Origin of the sequence: Lutibacter sp. A64, assembly GCF_022429565.1 — a bacterium.
In the GTDB taxonomy this organism is placed as follows: Bacteria; Bacteroidota; Bacteroidia; order Flavobacteriales; family Flavobacteriaceae; genus Lutibacter.
Genome location: NZ_CP092487.1, coordinates 2,661,599 through 2,677,696, shown reverse-complemented (window position 1 = coordinate 2,677,696; position 16,098 = coordinate 2,661,599). Strand labels below are relative to the sequence as shown.

The 16,098-nt window shown below is 27.3% G+C and carries 11 protein-coding genes; 2 read left to right on the top strand and 9 right to left on the bottom strand.

Annotated features, from left to right (window positions below; translation table 11 throughout):
* Positions 1–22 precede the first annotated feature (22 nt).
* Positions 23–2,485: a DUF5686 and carboxypeptidase regulatory-like domain-containing protein gene (locus MKD41_RS10880; RefSeq protein ID WP_240242320.1), complete on the top strand. Its 2,463-nt coding sequence runs from the start codon at positions 23–25 to the stop codon at positions 2,483–2,485.
* Between the two features lie 72 nt (positions 2,486–2,557).
* Here the strand turns inward: MKD41_RS10880 and MKD41_RS10875 are convergent, their stop codons facing one another.
* The 9 genes from MKD41_RS10875 to rplU all read right to left on the bottom strand — a co-directional run bounded on the left by MKD41_RS10875 (position 2,558) and on the right by rplU (position 12,131).
* Entirely contained in the window at positions 2,558–4,327 is a 1,770-nt protein-coding gene (locus MKD41_RS10875; RefSeq protein ID WP_240242319.1) for a MutS-related protein, read from the bottom strand.
* Positions 4,328–4,508: 181 nt separating this feature from the next.
* Positions 4,509–4,922, bottom strand: a complete 414-nt coding sequence (locus tag MKD41_RS10870) for a DUF6691 family protein (protein ID WP_240242318.1) — start codon at positions 4,920–4,922, stop codon at positions 4,509–4,511.
* A gap of 4 nt (positions 4,923–4,926) precedes the next feature.
* Positions 4,927–5,484, bottom strand: coding sequence for a YeeE/YedE family protein (locus MKD41_RS10865; protein WP_240228880.1), 558 nt, complete (start codon positions 5,482–5,484; stop codon positions 4,927–4,929).
* Between the two features lie 63 nt (positions 5,485–5,547).
* Positions 5,548–6,183 carry a Crp/Fnr family transcriptional regulator gene (locus MKD41_RS10860; RefSeq protein ID WP_240225754.1) on the bottom strand — a complete coding sequence of 212 codons (636 nt, stop codon included), beginning with the start codon at positions 6,181–6,183 and terminating at the stop codon, positions 5,548–5,550.
* Entirely contained in the window at positions 6,180–7,412 is a 1,233-nt protein-coding gene (locus tag MKD41_RS10855; protein WP_240242317.1) for a 3-deoxy-D-manno-octulosonic acid transferase, read from the bottom strand. Before MKD41_RS10855 ends, MKD41_RS10860 begins: the two co-directional genes overlap by 4 nt.
* 36 nt (positions 7,413–7,448) lie before the next feature.
* The gene (locus tag MKD41_RS10850; protein ID WP_240242316.1) at positions 7,449–10,112 is read right to left on the bottom strand and encodes a TonB-dependent receptor; all 2,664 of its coding nucleotides are present in this window, start codon (positions 10,110–10,112) and stop codon (positions 7,449–7,451) included.
* A 10-nt stretch (positions 10,113–10,122) separates the two neighbouring features.
* Complete coding sequence (locus MKD41_RS10845; RefSeq protein WP_240225751.1) at positions 10,123–10,863, bottom strand: GLPGLI family protein; 741 nt, start codon at positions 10,861–10,863, stop codon at positions 10,123–10,125.
* Positions 10,864–11,209: 346 nt separating this feature from the next.
* Positions 11,210–11,470 (bottom strand): 50S ribosomal protein L27, encoded by a 261-nt coding sequence (rpmA, locus tag MKD41_RS10840; RefSeq protein WP_240242315.1) that lies wholly within the window; start codon positions 11,468–11,470, stop codon positions 11,210–11,212.
* Positions 11,471–11,504: 34 nt separating this feature from the next.
* Entirely contained in the window at positions 11,505–12,131 is a 627-nt protein-coding gene (rplU, locus tag MKD41_RS10835; RefSeq protein ID WP_240225749.1) for a 50S ribosomal protein L21, read from the bottom strand.
* 429 nt (positions 12,132–12,560) lie between these two features.
* Between rplU and MKD41_RS10830 the strand changes: the two genes are divergently transcribed.
* Complete coding sequence (locus MKD41_RS10830) at positions 12,561–16,043, top strand: M16 family metallopeptidase (RefSeq protein ID WP_240242314.1); 3,483 nt, start codon at positions 12,561–12,563, stop codon at positions 16,041–16,043.
* Positions 16,044–16,098: the final 55 nt, after the last annotated feature.

The window sequence follows — 16,098 nt, the reverse complement described above, 5'->3', positions numbered from 1 at the left end:
GTTTGAAAAATAAATCAATACTATGGCTAAAAAAATTACACTTGTATTTTTAACTTTTGTTACTATGCAACTTTCTGCACAAGTTAAAGGAACCATTAAAAATATTAAAAATGAAACGCTCCCTTTTGTAAGTGTATATCTAGAAAATACAAGTATTGGAACATCGAGTAACGAGCAAGGTTTGTACGAGCTTCCAGTTTTAGATAAAGGAAATTACACGGTTGTTTTTCAATATTTAGGGTATGTTACATTAAAAAAAGAAATTGAAATTAATACTTTACCTTTTCAATTAGATGTTATTTTAAATGAAGAAAGCATTCAATTAAATGAAGTTACAATTAGTTTAAAAGAAAATCCAGCCATTAGAATTATTAAAAATACCATTGAAAATAGAAAGCGCTATTTAAATAAAATAACCGCTTACACAAGCGATTTTTATTCAAAAGGAATTTTTAGAATTAAAAATGCTCCAGACAAAATATTTGGACAAAAAGTTGGTGATTTAGGTGGAGGTTTAGATTCAACTAGAAGTGGCGTGGTTTATTTGTCTGAAACAGTTTCAAAAATATCTTTTAAGCAACCTAATTTGTTTAAAGAAAAGATTTTAGCCTCAAAAGTTAGTGGAAATAATAGTGGTTTTAGTTTTAATCAAGCTTCAGAAGTCAATTTTAATTTTTATAAAAACACCATTGATTTAGAAAGTAAAGTAATTTCTCCAATAGCATCATACGCTCTTAATTATTACACGTATAAACTAGTTGGAACTTTTTATGAAGGTTCGCATTTAATCAATAAGATTGAAGTAACTCCAAAAAAGAAAACAGATAATGCATTTTCTGGAATTATATATATTGTTGAGGACGATTGGGCAATATACGGAATTAATTTAACCGTTACTGGCGCTCAAATGGGACAACCTATGATTGAAGAATTGAATTTAAAACACATTTATTCGTACGATAAAAACACAAATTTTTGGCCGTTAATTTCGCAACAAATCTATTTTAAATTTGGAATGTTAGGTATTAATGTTGACGGACAAATTAGTACAGCATACAGCAATTATAATTTTAACCCACAGTTTAAGGAAAACGAATTTAATAACGAAATTCTATCTTTTGTTGAAAATTCAAATAAAAAAGATTCGCTGTATTGGGATACCGCAAGACCAATAATTTTAACTAAAGAAGAAATTAAAGATTACAAAATAAAAGACAGCATTCAGGTGTTGAAAAAATCTAAATCATACTTAGATTCCATAGATAAAAAGGATAATAAATTTAAAATTGCAGATGTTTTAATGGGCTATTCTTATAAAAACACCTATAAAAATCAGTATTTAAATTTTTCCTCTGTATTGTTAGGTACAAGTTTTAATACGGTTCAAGGTTGGAATCCTTCAATGAATATTTCCTATTATACGAGTGATAAAGAAGTCGGTTCTAGTTTTTCGGCAAGAGCCAATGTTAATTATGGATTGTCTGATGAAAAACTACGAGCAACTGCTAATATTAGTTATCTATTTAACAGTATTTCAAAACCATATTTACAAATATCTGGAGGGAAAAAAGTAACACAATTTAACCAAAGTGAGCCTATTTCTGGTATTGTAAACTCAGTAAGTACCTTATTTTTTGAAGAAAATTATGCTAAATATTACGATAATACTTTTGTTAAAATTCTTTTTTCTGATGAGTTATCAAATGGCATTAGAATGCAAAGTACATTAAGTTACGAAAAACGATCTCCTTTGGTGAATACAACAGATTATGTGTTGCTAAACGATAAAGAAAAAGTATACACTTCTAACGATCCTTTAAATGAAAATAACAAAGGAATCCCTTCTTTTGAAGAACATAATGTATATCAATTTTCAACTACTGCAATAATTAGATTTGGACAAAAATATATTTCGTATCCAAACAGAAAAATTAATACGTATAATTCAGATTACCCTTCATTAACATTAATGTACAATCAGAATTTTGCTTCAAGTGAAGATGCTTATAACTTTGGAGAAATAAGTGCACGAATTCAACAGCGTTTCGACATTGATAATAAAGGTACTTTTAGCTACAATATAAAAGCTGGAACTTTTTTTGAAGCCGATGATATTGCTTTTGTAGATTACAAACATTTTAATGGAAATCAAACACATGTAAACATGAATTACGATTATACAAATGCGTTTAATTTAATGCCTTACTATAATTTTAGCACTAATCAATCGTATGCAGAATTTCACGCAGAACATAATTTTAGTGGCTATTTATTAAATAAATTACCCTTGTTAAATAAATTAAGATTTGAGTTTATTTTAGGTGCAAAAACCTTGATTAGAAAAGACAAAAAACCATATTCTGAACTATCCGTTGGATTGGGTAATATTGGCATTGGAAAACTACGTTTTCTACGTTTAGATTATGTAAAATCTAATTACAACGGTGTTTCTCAAAACGGACTTGTTTTCGGATTGACGTTTTAGTTTTTTTACTATTAATTGTAAAATATATATTTTAAAGATGATGAAGCTTGTGTGAATTTATATTCTTAAAAATTAAATTATTTGCATCTTTTTTAGTAAAAATGAAGCATTCATATTTTTACAAATGCCGTTTTTTAATTGGTAATCAAAATTCAGCTCGTCATTTATAATTTCGGCATCAAAATAGTAGTTTTTAACCTCAGTTAATTCTTGTTCAATTTCACACAAACTTAAATCGTGCGTTGCAATAATTCCTGTTGAATTTGAAGCTACTAATTTTTCAACAAACTTTTTAGATCCAATAGCTTTATCTGTGCTATTTGTTCCTTTTAAAATTTCATCTAAAATTATAAAATAATCGTCGTTTTTAATTTCATCAACAATAAATTTTAAACGTTTTAATTCTGAAAAGAAATACGATTCATCTTCAACTAAAGAATCTGATGTACGCATACTAGTTATTAGTTTTATTGGGCTGTATTCAAAATGTTCAGCACAAACAGGTAAACCAATATTTGCCATAACAATAGATAAGGAAACCGTTCTTAAAAAAGTACTTTTCCCTGCCATATTTGCACCTGTTATTATAAAAAATTGTTGATTTTTAATGGTGAAATTATTGTCAACTCGTTGTTTTTCTTTTAATAAAGTATGTCCTAAATTTGTTGCTTTTATAACTTCACCGTTATTTTTAATTTCAGGAAACACATAATTTGGATGGTTAAAAGCAAAGTTTGCTAATGAGTTTTGAGCATCGAAAAAAGCAATTACATCAAACCATTGTTCTACTTTATCTTTATAAGTTTCAATCCACTTTTCAATTTTATAAACTTGATGTAAATCTCTTAGGAAAAACCCATTTCCAAGTACTGCAATAATAACATTATTTCGTTGGTCTAAGGCATCTAATAATTTTGAGTATTTTTTAAAAATGTCAGATGCTTTTTTTGTTTCAGTTTGAATTTTTAATTGCTTAGATTTTAAAATTTCTGAAGTGAAAGTGGTATTTTCAATTTCATTTAATAATTTATGATATTGTTTAAATGTATCTTTTGCATTGTCTGTATTTCTAGATAATTCATTTACCTTTTTTACATAAAAACCAGAAATTCCTAAACCAACAAAAAGCCATAATAAAAGTAATATTTCAGGAATTAGTTGGAGTGCCAAGGCAACAATTAACGCTACAGATAAAAAAGAAAAAACTATGGGTAGATATGCTAAAAATGAAGGAAAAACGGGTTTGTAATTATGAATCCAACTTACAATTTCTTTAGCTGGATGCTCTACTTTTACCAAACTTGCAATTGCAGAAAAGTGTTGTCTCCACTTTGGTTTTTCACTTAATTCTTTAATTCCAGTTTGCTTTTTATCAATTGCTGAAATATTGTTTGAAGTTAATTCTGAAAACAATTTATGTTTACCTTCAATTGTTACGGTTCTATTACAATATTGAAAAAAGGAACCTTTTCCAAATAAATCTATATCGTAACTATAGGCATGTTTAGGATTTATAAATTCAGTTCCGTCATCTAAGTCAAAATAATTTCTATTTAAAACATCTAATTCTGTTTTATTAATAGATATTAGGGTTTTGTTTAAGTTATAATTGTATTGTAGTTTGCTGTGTTTTAGCACCAAATATATAAATAGAATTACGCCAATACCTACAACTAATAAAATTGCTGAACTATTTCCAAAAAAAAGGTAAATTCCTAAAATAATACTTAAAAAAGTTATAAATCGTATTAAACTAGAAATTGAAAGTTTCTTTTTTAAGTTTTTTGATTTCTGTTCAAAAATAGCTTTTTGATTGTTGTAAAATTCTTGAGGATGCTGCATTTAGTAATTGTTAATTTCGCTAATCAATCTATAAATAGAAAGCTGTTGAAATTTATATTTTAGTTTAAAGGTACTAGTGTAACTTATAATTTCTTTTTTCAAAATTCGGATTAAAATCTTCAATATTAAAGTTTTTACTTGTAATTTTTAAAGTATTATAAAATTTATGAATTTATTTAGATTAATGTGGTAGTCTATTTTTAAAATACCCATAAAGAAATGCTCCAAGTGTAGCTCCAAAAATAACAACTAAAATAGAAACCACTCCTTTTCCTATAAGAACAAACATTGGTCCTGGACAAGCACCAGCTAATGCCCAGCCTAATCCAAATAATATTCCGCCAAATAAATTACGATATATTCCTAATTTTTTTGGAGCAATATAAATTTCATTCCCTTCAAATGTTTTAATTATTTTCTTTTTGAATAAGAACATACATAACATTCCTAAAACAATAGCAGATCCAATAACTCCATACATATGAAACGATTGAAATTTAAACATTTCGTAGATTCTATACCACGAAATTATTTCTGCTTTACTCATTACAATACCAAATAGTATTCCAATTAAAAAAAACTTTATATACTTCATTTCTTTAAAATATTAATGGTAAAATTAGCCAAGTCATAATTAAACCTCCAATAAAAAATCCGATTACCGAGATTAAAGAAGGTAGTTCTAAATTGCTTAAACCAACAATTGCATGTCCAGAAGTACAACCGCCAGCCCAACGTGCTCCAAAACCCACCAAAACACCTGCAATTAGTAGTATTATAAAGCCTTTAAGAGTTAGTAAAGTGTCTATGCTAAAAATCTCATCAGGTAAATAGGAGGAGCCTGCATTTTTTATGCCAATATCAGCTAAATCTTGTATTGTTTGTGGGTTAAGATTAACTGTATCTGAAGGGGTAAGCCACTGTGTGGCAATAAAACCACCAGTAATTCCTCCAGCAACAAAAACTAAGTTCCAAGAGTTTTTTTTCCAGTCGACTTTAAAATAGTCAACAAATTTTCCAGCACCACCTATAGAACAAAAAGTTTCTAAATTTGAAGAAACCCCAAAACGTTCTCCAAAGTAGTACAGTAAAAACATTATTAGTGCAATAACAGGCCCAGCAACATACCAGGCCCATGGCTGTGAAATAAATTCCATCATTAATTTAATTAGTTAGTAATGTAAAAGTATAAGAGTTATACGGTATATTTAAGTTTTGTTTTAGAATTCTAAAATTTCAATTTTATTTCTATGTAATTTTATTTTTCCTTCATTTTCTAGCTGTTTTAACAATCTAGAAATTACTACACGAGAGGTATGCATATCATAAGCAATATCTTGGTGTGTTGTATTTAGAGTGGTTTCACGCATTATTTGAGCTTTATCTTTTAGGTATTTATATAAACGCTCATCCATTTTCATAAATGCTAAGGTGTCTATAGTTTCCATCATTTCATTTAGACGGATGTTGTAGCTATCAATTACAAAATTCCTCCAACTTTTGTATTTTACCAACCAATCATCTAGTTTTTGGGTAGGAAGAAAAATTATTTCAGATTCTTTTTCGGCAATAGCTCTAATGCCACATTTACCGTTTGAAATAGCACTTGCAAAAGAACTGGCACAGGTGTCTCCTTTTTCTAAAAAATACAACAATATTTCTTCACCTTTTTTATCTTCTCGTACAATTTTTATAGCACCATCTAACAATAGTGGAACACCTTTCATTTGATCACCTAAATCAACTAATAATTCGTTTTCTCGTAATTTTTTGTAGATGCCTACCTGTTCAATTTCATCTATTAACTCTTTCTCAAAAACAAACGAATAATAGTTTTCTAATTTTTCTCTAATCATTTTAAGTAATTTAAAATTTTTACTGAAGCTCCTGTTTTGTCTATCACATATTCTAATGCTTTTGAACTTGCTTCTAATCTTTTATTTTTTTCAATAAAAAAACTGTTTAAAAGTACGGATAATTTTTGAGAATTATTTATTGAAAAACAAGCCTCTTTTGCAACTAGTTCTTTTACTTCAATAAATTTACTATAATTAGGACCTATAATAATGGGTAAACCAAAAGTAGCAGGTTCTAATACATTATGAACTCCAGATTTGGTATATCCTCCACCAACATAAGCAATGTTAGCATAGCTATACACCTTTGTTAAAATACCAATAGTGTCAATAATAAAAACTTGATATTCTTGTAGGTTTTTTCCTTCTTTTTCTGAAAATAACACCACCTTTTTTGAAATAGAATTTTTTAATTCTTCAATGTCTTTTGAATTGATATTATGAGGTGCAATTATAAATTTTTCTTGTTCTGAAGCCTTGTTATTTATGTAATCAACTAAGAACTCCTCATCATCTTTCCAAGTACTACCGGCAACTAGAGTGTAGTTGTTATTTTTGAATTCTGAAATAAAATCTAGTGTGTTGTCTTGTTTTGTAATTTCGTAAACTCTATCGAAACGCGTATCTCCGCAAGCAATTACATTGTTTAGATGTATACCTTTTAATAAATTTTCAGATAATTTATCTTGTACAAAAAAGTATGAGAACGTTTGTAATGCTTTTCTCATAAAACCGCCATACCATTTAAAAAATGCTTGGTTTTCTCTAAAAATACCTGAAATTAAAATGGTATTAATATTTCTAGTTTTTAATTCTTTTAATAGGTTTGGCCAAAACTCATATTTCACAAAAATGGCAGTTTCTGGATGCACAATATCTAAAAATATTTTAGAATTTTTTTTAGAATCTAAAGGTAAGTAACAGACAACATCTGCTCCGTTATAATTTTTTCTAATCTCGTAACCAGATGGCGAAAAAAATGTTAATACCAATTTTTTTGTTGGGTGTTTTTCCTTTATTTTTTCTAAAATTGGTCTGCCTTGTTCAAATTCTCCAAGTGATGCGCAATGCATCCAAATTATGATATCTGAAGGTGAAATATTATTTTTAAGAAGGCTAAAAGTTTGTTTTCGTCCTTCAACAAAAAGTTTTATTTTTTTATTGAAAAGCGCCAGTACTTTTAGTATTAAACTGGCTTTAAAAATAAGTATGTTGTATAAAAAATGCATAAGACAACAAATGTACAAAAGTGTCTTAAACTATGGTTAAATTTTATAAGAAAGCGTAAACATATAAATCTTAGGTAATAGATATGCTCTTGACTCAGATATTAAAAAATCAGAAAAGAAGGTATTAGATTGATATTTTGCATTAAATAAATTTGAAATTTTAATTTCAAAACCTAACGGGCTATCTTCTTTATTATAAAATAATGAAATATTAGCTTCTTCACTAGTGTTTTCAAATTCCTTATTTTTACTTTTATAAATATTTTTTGAATAATCAGTTTTAAAAACAAACCCTTTCAAAAAATTATAACCAAAGTCAAAATAAAGATTATTAGTGTGGAAAGAGTTTTTTTGTTTACTTATGCTGAAGTTATTTATAGATTTTTTTATTCCAATTTCTATATTAGGATAATTATCAAAAATTGTACTAACACTAATATCTAATCGTTTTGAAATATTCTCATTTTTCACAAAAGCATCATTAATTTTTTGTTGATAATTTGAAACATTGATATAACCTTTTGATCTAATTTTTATCTTTTTAATAATTTTGTATATATCTATTGAAGTATTCCAGCTTTCTTCTGGAGTGTTTATTATAATAGGCATTAAATAACTTTCAATACTAGAAGACTGAATTTCATTTTTTATATTGTTTACTTTCTTATTATAACTAATACTTCCATTCATTATAATATTATTATATAAACTAAATTTTGTATACCATAGACGAGCAGTATGATAAATAGAGTTATGTAACAAATCAGGATTACCTTTAAAAACAGTGTTATAGCTTAATAAACTAAAATTATTAGCATATTTTGAAGAATTTAAAAATATGCTATGTTTTTGATATCTTAAATTTAAATGTTCTGATTTGTTAAAAGAATATTTCAACAATAAGTTTGGAGAAAGTACTACTTTATTTTCTTTTTGTTTTATTTCTTGGTTAAGTCTTAAATCGTAAAAATGTGAATAAACCTCAATTTTTGCTAGAATACCTCCTTTTTTATACTTGAATTGTAAACCTGTGTAAAAATCATTTAAACTAAAATAAATATCATTGCCAAATCCTGCTAAATTAAAACTGTTAATAATACCATCTATTTCCTGATATTCATCAACTTTAAATTTTTCATTTAAATATTTATTTCCAATAGTTGTTGTTAATTGACTTCTTTTAGACAGTAATAAATAGTGCTTTATAACAGATGTATATTTATTGTTAACAGATATTTTATCTTGAAAAATATTATAAATATCAGCTTCAAATAACGGAATCAATTGTTGAAAAATTGATTTATTAGTAATCCATTGAGTTTTTGGTGTACTTTTATTATAATCATAATTAAAACCAAAAGAAAAAGTATTATTTTTATTTATCTTTTTATGCCATTCAATATCATGATTCATAGAGTTAATATCTTCCCTAATTTTGGTTTCTACATTTTGAGTTTTGGAATTAACAATAGATAATAGTATAGCATCACTTTTATTTTTGGAATATTTATACTGTGAATTAATATAAATTTGTTCTAAATTATTTACTCTATAATCAACTGAAAATTTTAATATTCCTAGACTATTATTTAGATGTTTATTTTTTATTATAGATTCATTAAATACATTTTTATCATAAAAGTATTTATTAAAATTATCAATTTTGTCTTGTATTTTTGAATTTGAAAAAATAGCATAACCTAAAAAATCAATTTTTTTTGAAATACTCTTTACAAAATTAAATGCTGAAAACTTGTTATCATTTTTAAATGCCTTTTGATTATTTAAAAATGTTGAAAAATTACTGCTTGATGTATTATATATGGAACTTTCATCTCTTAATACTTTTGATGAAGCATTCTCAAAACTTAAATAATCTCTAAAACTAAAAAACTTTTTTCCAATATTATTAATGTCCCCTATAAAGTTTATATTGGTTTTTGGACTGTAATAAAACAAACCAGCATGAGTTAAATAGTGGTTTTCACTTCCTTTTCCAGCATCTACATCACCAAATACAAACTTTTTTTTGTCTTCTTTTAATTTTACATTCATTGCTAATTCATTACTTTCAACAACTCCTTTTAAAAATGCAATATCATTATAATTATCAATAATTTCAATTTTATTTATTACATTTGCTGGTATATTTTCTATTGCTAACTTTGTACTACTTCCTCCAAAAAACTTCTTATTCTCTACAAGTACTTTACTAACTTTTTTTCCGTTCACAATAACACCTCCGTTTTTGTCAATTTCAATTCCTGGAAGTTTTTTTAAAATATTTTTTAACTTTCGTTCTTTACCTGTTATAAATTTTTTTACATTGTAAGTTATTGTGTCTTCTTTTACTTCAATTGGTACTTCTTGTACAATTACAATTTCATTTAGTTTTTGTTCAGTTTCACTTAAAATAAAACTTAAAACCTTAGTGTCATTTGAATTTAATTCTATACTTTGAGATTTATAACCTAAGTAACTAGCTGTAATAACATAATCTATATTTTTAATTAAAGTTAACTTAAATTTGCCCTTTTCGTCGCTTATTGCAAAAGACATATTAATACTATTTATAAGTGGTTTTGCTATTATGCTAGCATAAGCTAATGGTGCAATTGAATCTGTTACTACTCCTTTAATTATAATTTCTTGTGCTGTAACAAATTGAGTAAATAGTAGAAAAAGCAAAACTTTTTTCATAAAGTAAAAATTAGTTTCTTAAAGACTTTTTAAACTTATTTGTTCTGTCAAAACCTATATTTAATAGCTCTTTCTCTGTCATTAACTCTCCCTTGCTTGGTTTTTTAATTACAATTTTTTCTTTTGAATTTAAAACTAATTCTCTTAAATTAAATATAGCAGTTTGTTCAGTTAGCTTAATAATTAATCCTGGTAAATTTCCATATCCAGCTGGTCCAAATCTAATAGGTAATTCAGGGCAATACCAAGCTACAATAAGATGATGAAAAGTTCCTTTAGAGTTAATAACCGTTCTAGTAGTGGTTGCTTTATGGCAAAAGAATTCACCTATTTGTTTTGTTTCATTCACAAGCACCCATTTTAGAGAATCCAAGCTACTTTTTAGCAATACCTTTTGACCATATGCCTCTTTTTGCCATAAAGTTTCTTTAGTTTCTAAATTTGTATACTTAACCCCATTTGAAAAAATCATTCCCATAATTGATTCATATTCAATATCAGATATATCTATATTTTCAATACCCTTAAAAATAGATTCTTCATTTAAAAACTTTAATTCAACTTCAATTTTAGCAATGTTTTGTGCCATTTGCTTAGCAAGGTTTTTTACATAGTTGCTTTTTGATTCTTTCATATTTTGCATATAAGATTCACTAAAGGAAAGGCTATAAATAGCCTTTCCTTTAATACCTTGAGAAAAAGAAATATTATACAATAATATTAAAAACGTAAGAAGTGATATTTTTTTCATTTTTAATTATTTTTTTGGATTAATAATCATATATAATACCTTATAGATTATATTATTATATATGATAAAGATTTTGTTTTGTGAGATTACGAGGCTTGTTATCCTTGTAACAACTGTATATGAATTATAAACACTTATGACTCCTCTTATTTTAAAGGTAGATTTAGTTCATTAGCAATTTTTTTAAGGTTAAACATAAAGTGTCTTATTAAAAAAATAGATTATTAATCCTTTTCAAGCATAAATGTAAAAAAAAAAAAAACGAATCAACAAAATAAGCACATAAAAAAACTCCCAAACTATTTACTAGTTTAGGAGTTTTTGAAAATTTAAAGAAAATTGTTTCTTAAGCTTCAAAAGGCTCAATAGAAACATAAGATCTGTTGTCTTTTTTCTTTTGGAATTGTACAATACCGTCCACTTTTGCGTGTAAAGTATGGTCTTTTCCCATATATACGTTATCACCAGGGTGGTGTTGAGTTCCTCTTTGACGGATAATAATGTTACCTGCAATAGCAGCTTGTCCACCAAATATTTTTACTCCTAGTCGTTTCGATTCTGATTCTCTACCATTCTTCGAACTACCTACTCCTTTTTTATGTGCCATTTTACTAAGTTTTTATAAGTTAAACGTTACAGATTTATTTTTCAACGCCTCCGTCTAATCTATCTTGTAATTCTTTCAATTCATCCCACTTACCATCAGTAGCTAATTGAGCTTGAGTTGGCCAAGTATCTGTTACGTGGTTACCACGTACATCAGCAATAATTTCAGCAATTTTTGCTGGTTCAGATTTAGCTAATTCAGCAAAAGTAGTAATACCTGCTGCTGCTAAAGTGTCAGCAATTTTAGGTCCAATACCTTCAATTTTCTTTAAATCATCACCTTTTTTAGTTGATGCTTTTTTTGCTGGAGCTTTTGCTTTTTCAGCTTTTGGAGCTGCTTTTTTAGCACCGCTTGCAGCAATACTTTCAATTTGAATTTCAGTTAAAGCTTGGCGGTGACCATTCTTTTTTCTAAAACCTTTTCTACGTTTCTTTTTGAAAACGATTACTTTATCACCTTGTAAGTGACTTAAAATTTTGGCCGTTACTTCGGCTCCTTGGATAGCTGGGGCGCCAACTGTTACTGCACCATCGTTGTCTAAAAGAAGAACTTTATCAAAAGAAACTTTGTTTCCTTCTTCTTCTTGTAAACGATGTACGTAAACCTTTTGGTCTTTCGCAACTTTAAACTGCTGCCCTGCTATTTCTACAATTGCATACATACGTATTGTTTTTATTCGCTTTATTAATAAATAATTGCCTTTTCAATTAAGGCGGGTGCAAATATATGGCTTTTTTCTTATTCAACAAAACAAAATTATTATAATAAAGTGCTTATTGTTAGTGTTTTATAAATTTATATTTTAGTTTTTAAATGTTTTTTGGTTAAAACTTGTCTGTATAAGAGAATTTTTCACCTTTATGCTTTTTAATCAGTAAGTAAGAAGGTGTTGAGCGAATATAGTATAACATTAAACAGTAAAAACTGGTTAGAATTTGTATTAATGTTTAGTTAATTTATTAGAAATAAAGGTGAAACAAATAAAATAATTTTAAATTTGAATTCATTTTCACTAAAACTGTAACAATAAGAAATTACGTACGACAAGTATGTATAATTTAACCTTAATAATCAATATAATTCAATACTAATGAGAAAATTTTATTATTTAAGCTTTTTCGCATTTTTTTTAAGTTTTACCACTTTTGCGCAAGAAGTTAATTTAGAAGCTCCATTGCCTGTAAACAAAAAAATTAAAAAAGGTGTACTGGAAAATGGAATGACCTATTACATATATAGTACAGATGTAACAAAAAATGTTGCTAGTTATTATATAATTCAAAATGTTGGTTCTGTTTTAGAAAATGATCACCAACAAGGGTTGGCTCACTTTTTAGAGCATATGGCATTTAATGGTACCAAAAACTTTGAAGGAAAAGGTATTTTAAATACGTTGCAAAAACACGGAGCTGTATTCGGAAAAGATATTAATGCATATACATCTTTTGATGAAACTGTTTATAATTTAGATAACATACCTACTAAGGATGGTTTAGTAGATACAGCATTGTTAATTTTAAACGATTGGTCTAACTATTTACTATTAACTGAAGAAGAAATTGATGCGGAAAGAGGTGTTATTAAAGAAGAGTGGAGAACTAGACAGAACGGACAAATGAGAGTGTTGCAGCAAACGCTTCCAGTTATGTTTGGTAATTCTAAATACTCTAATCGTTTGCCAATTGGTTTAATGGATATAGTAGAAAACTTTGAATACAAAGCATTAAGAGATTTTTATCACGACTGGTATAGAACAGATTTACAAGCTATTGCTGTAGTTGGAGATATTGATGTTGATGAGATTGAGCAAAAAATAATAAAACAATTTTCAAGCATTCCTGCTGTAGAAAATCCAAAAGAACGTTTCCTAGTTCAAATTCCTGACCACAAAGAAATGTTATATACAATGGCTATGGATGAAGAGGTAACTACATCAAATATAGCATTCAGTATTAATCACCCAAGATCATTAGCAGATCAAACGGTTAAAGATTTAAAAGAGTCTTTAATCAACAGTTTAATGGTTTCTATGCTTTCAGCTAGAATTAGCGAAAAAACCCAAAATCCAGATGCTTCTTTTATGGCTGCACGTTTTAATTTTGGAAACTTTGTAAGAAGTAAAAAACAATTAAGTCTTACAGTTTATCCTAAGCCAAACCAACAACAAGATGCTTTTAAAGAAGCTTTAACAGAGTTAAATAGAGCAGTTAAATTTGGTTTTACTGAAGCTGAAATGAGTAGAAAAATTGCTGAAATTAAAAATAGCTACGAAACTCAAATTGCTAAAATAAACGATTTTTCTCATAAAAGAATTATTAGAACAATTCAACAAAACTATCTTGAAAATGAAACAATGACAGATATTGTTGAAGAATATGAAATTGCCAAAAATATTTTTGATAAGCTTAATATTGAAGAAGTAAATAATACATTAAAAAAATTATATACTAAAGAAAATAGAGCTATTATTGTTACAGGAGTAAAAGGAAATAATAATTTAACAGAAGAACAAGCTGTTGCAATTATTAATGAAGTTGAGAACGACAATTCAATAACTGCTTATGAAGATTCTTTTAGCGGAAAAACATTAATTTCTGACGTAACTATAAAAGAAGGTACTATTGTTTCAGAAGATTATAATAAAGAAATTGAAGCAACAACTTTTACTTTAAGTAATGGTATTAAAGTACACTATAAATTTGCTGATAAAAATGAAAATGACGTAAGATTAAATGCTACAAGTTATGGAGGTATGTCTTTATTAGAAGATGCTGAGTTAGCTTCTGCATCACTTACAACTGGAGTAGCACAATTTTCTGGTTTAGGAGATTTTTCTAGAACAGATCTACCAAAAGTATTAGCAGGTAAAACAGCAAGTACATCAGTTAGTATAAACTCTTTATCTGAAAGTGTTTCTGGATCATCTTCAACAAAGGATGTTGAAACGATGCTTCAAATGGTGTATTTAAGATTTGAAAAACCTCGTTTTGATGAAGATGCTTATACAGTTTTAATGGAAAACGTTAAAAACTACTTAATTAGAAAAAGTGAAAATATTACTGAAAAGATGAACGATAGTTTAATTACTACGCTTTACGGTAAAGATCATCCAACACAACGTATTTTTGATCAAAAATTGGTTGATGAAATGTCTTTTGAAAAAGCAAAAGCTATTTATTTAGATAGATTTAATAATGCGGCAGATTTCGAATTCTTTATTGTTGGAGATGTTGAAAAAGAAAATTTAGAACCTTTATTAGAAAAATATATTGCAAGTATTGAAACAACTAAGGAGATGGAAATGTGGAAAGACAATTCTACAAACTGGGTTTCAGATACTATAGATAAAGACATTCTTCTTAAAATGGAAGATCCTAAAAGTTCTGTAAGAATTTCATATAAAAACGATATGAAATACACGTTAAAAAACAACATGATAGCAAAAGCTTTAGGAGATATTTTACAATTAAGATATACAGAAACACTTAGAGAAGAAGAAGGTGGAACTTACGGAGCTTCTGCAAGAAGTAGCTTATCTAAAAGACCTGTAAATCAAGCTACACTATCAGTTAATTTTGATTGTAATCCAGATAAAGTTGATAAATTAGTTGATATTGTGCATAATGAAATTGAAAAAATTGCCAACGGAGAAATTCAACAATTAGATCTTGATAAAACATTAACTAATTACAAAAAAGAAAGAGAAGAGCAAAAAGATTATAATAATTATGACATGAGTTTGTTAATGAACTTTTATCGTGAAAATTATAATATAGATGCTCCAGAAAATTTTGATGAAATTGTAAATGATATTACAGTTAAAGATATTCAAAATTACACTAAAAAATTGTTGAAAAATGCTAAAACTTACGAAGTAGTATTTAAGCCAACTGAAGAATCAATTTTAAAAGCAGCAGCAGCAGCTAAAGCAGCTTCAGAAAAATCGGCTTCAATAGCTGATGGGGTTTCTAAGAAATCTGTAATTGAAGCATATTTTAATGCTATTGGTGGTGTAGATAAAATTAAAGCTATTAAAAGTACACTTGTAACTTATGAAGCAGAAGCGATGGGTAACGTTATTTCAAGTACAGAGAAAAGAACGGCTACTAAATATGCTAATGAAACAAGTATGGGGGGTAATGTAATGCAAAAAATAGTAATGAGTAAAGATGGAGTTACTATGAACAAACAACCATTACCTGAAAATATGGCTTCTGAAATGACAAATGTTTTAGGTACTTTCTTAGAAATGGGATTACTAAATAACGAAAGTTCAAAATTAGCAGGTATAGAATCCTTAGATGGAAAAGATGCTTATGTAATTTCTACAAAAGGAGAAATTGTTTCTACAGATATTTATTTTGATGTTGAAACTGGTTTAAAAGTAAAAGAAGTACAAACAGTTAGTATGGGTGGGCAAACTCAAAAATCTGAAGCTACTTACAGCGATTATAAAGAATTTAACGGTGTTAAATTTGCTGGAACTAAAATAGGAAGTTTAGGACCACAAAAAGTTGAATTTAAATTAACAGATGCTAAAGTAAACGAAGGAGTTTCTGAAGAGGACTTTTAATAGAAGTTAAAATAGTTTAAAGGCTGTTTGGAAAATTTAATTTTCTAAACAGCCT

Excerpts from the sequence above, each read along its gene's own strand:
- MKD41_RS10850 (WP_240242316.1), bottom strand. The coding sequence starts at position 10,112 with ATGAAAAAAGTTTTGCTTTTTCTACTATTTACTCAATTTGTTACAGCA.
- MKD41_RS10865 (WP_240228880.1), bottom strand. The coding sequence starts at position 5,484 with ATGGAATTTATTTCACAGCCATGGGCCTGGTATGTTGCTGGGCCTGTT.
- rplU (WP_240225749.1), bottom strand. The coding sequence starts at position 12,131 with ATGTATGCAATTGTAGAAATAGCAGGGCAGCAGTTTAAAGTTGCGAAA.
- MKD41_RS10860 (WP_240225754.1), bottom strand. The coding sequence starts at position 6,183 with ATGATTAGAGAAAAATTAGAAAACTATTATTCGTTTGTTTTTGAGAAA.
- MKD41_RS10845 (WP_240225751.1), bottom strand. The coding sequence starts at position 10,863 with ATGAAAAAAATATCACTTCTTACGTTTTTAATATTATTGTATAATATT.
- MKD41_RS10880 (WP_240242320.1), top strand. The coding sequence starts at position 23 with ATGGCTAAAAAAATTACACTTGTATTTTTAACTTTTGTTACTATGCAA.
- MKD41_RS10830 (WP_240242314.1), top strand. The coding sequence starts at position 12,561 with ATGAGAAAATTTTATTATTTAAGCTTTTTCGCATTTTTTTTAAGTTTT.
- MKD41_RS10875 (WP_240242319.1), bottom strand. The coding sequence starts at position 4,327 with ATGCAGCATCCTCAAGAATTTTACAACAATCAAAAAGCTATTTTTGAA.
- rpmA (WP_240242315.1), bottom strand. The coding sequence starts at position 11,470 with ATGGCACATAAAAAAGGAGTAGGTAGTTCGAAGAATGGTAGAGAATCA.
- MKD41_RS10855 (WP_240242317.1), bottom strand. The coding sequence starts at position 7,412 with ATGCATTTTTTATACAACATACTTATTTTTAAAGCCAGTTTAATACTA.
- MKD41_RS10870 (WP_240242318.1), bottom strand. The coding sequence starts at position 4,922 with ATGAAGTATATAAAGTTTTTTTTAATTGGAATACTATTTGGTATTGTA.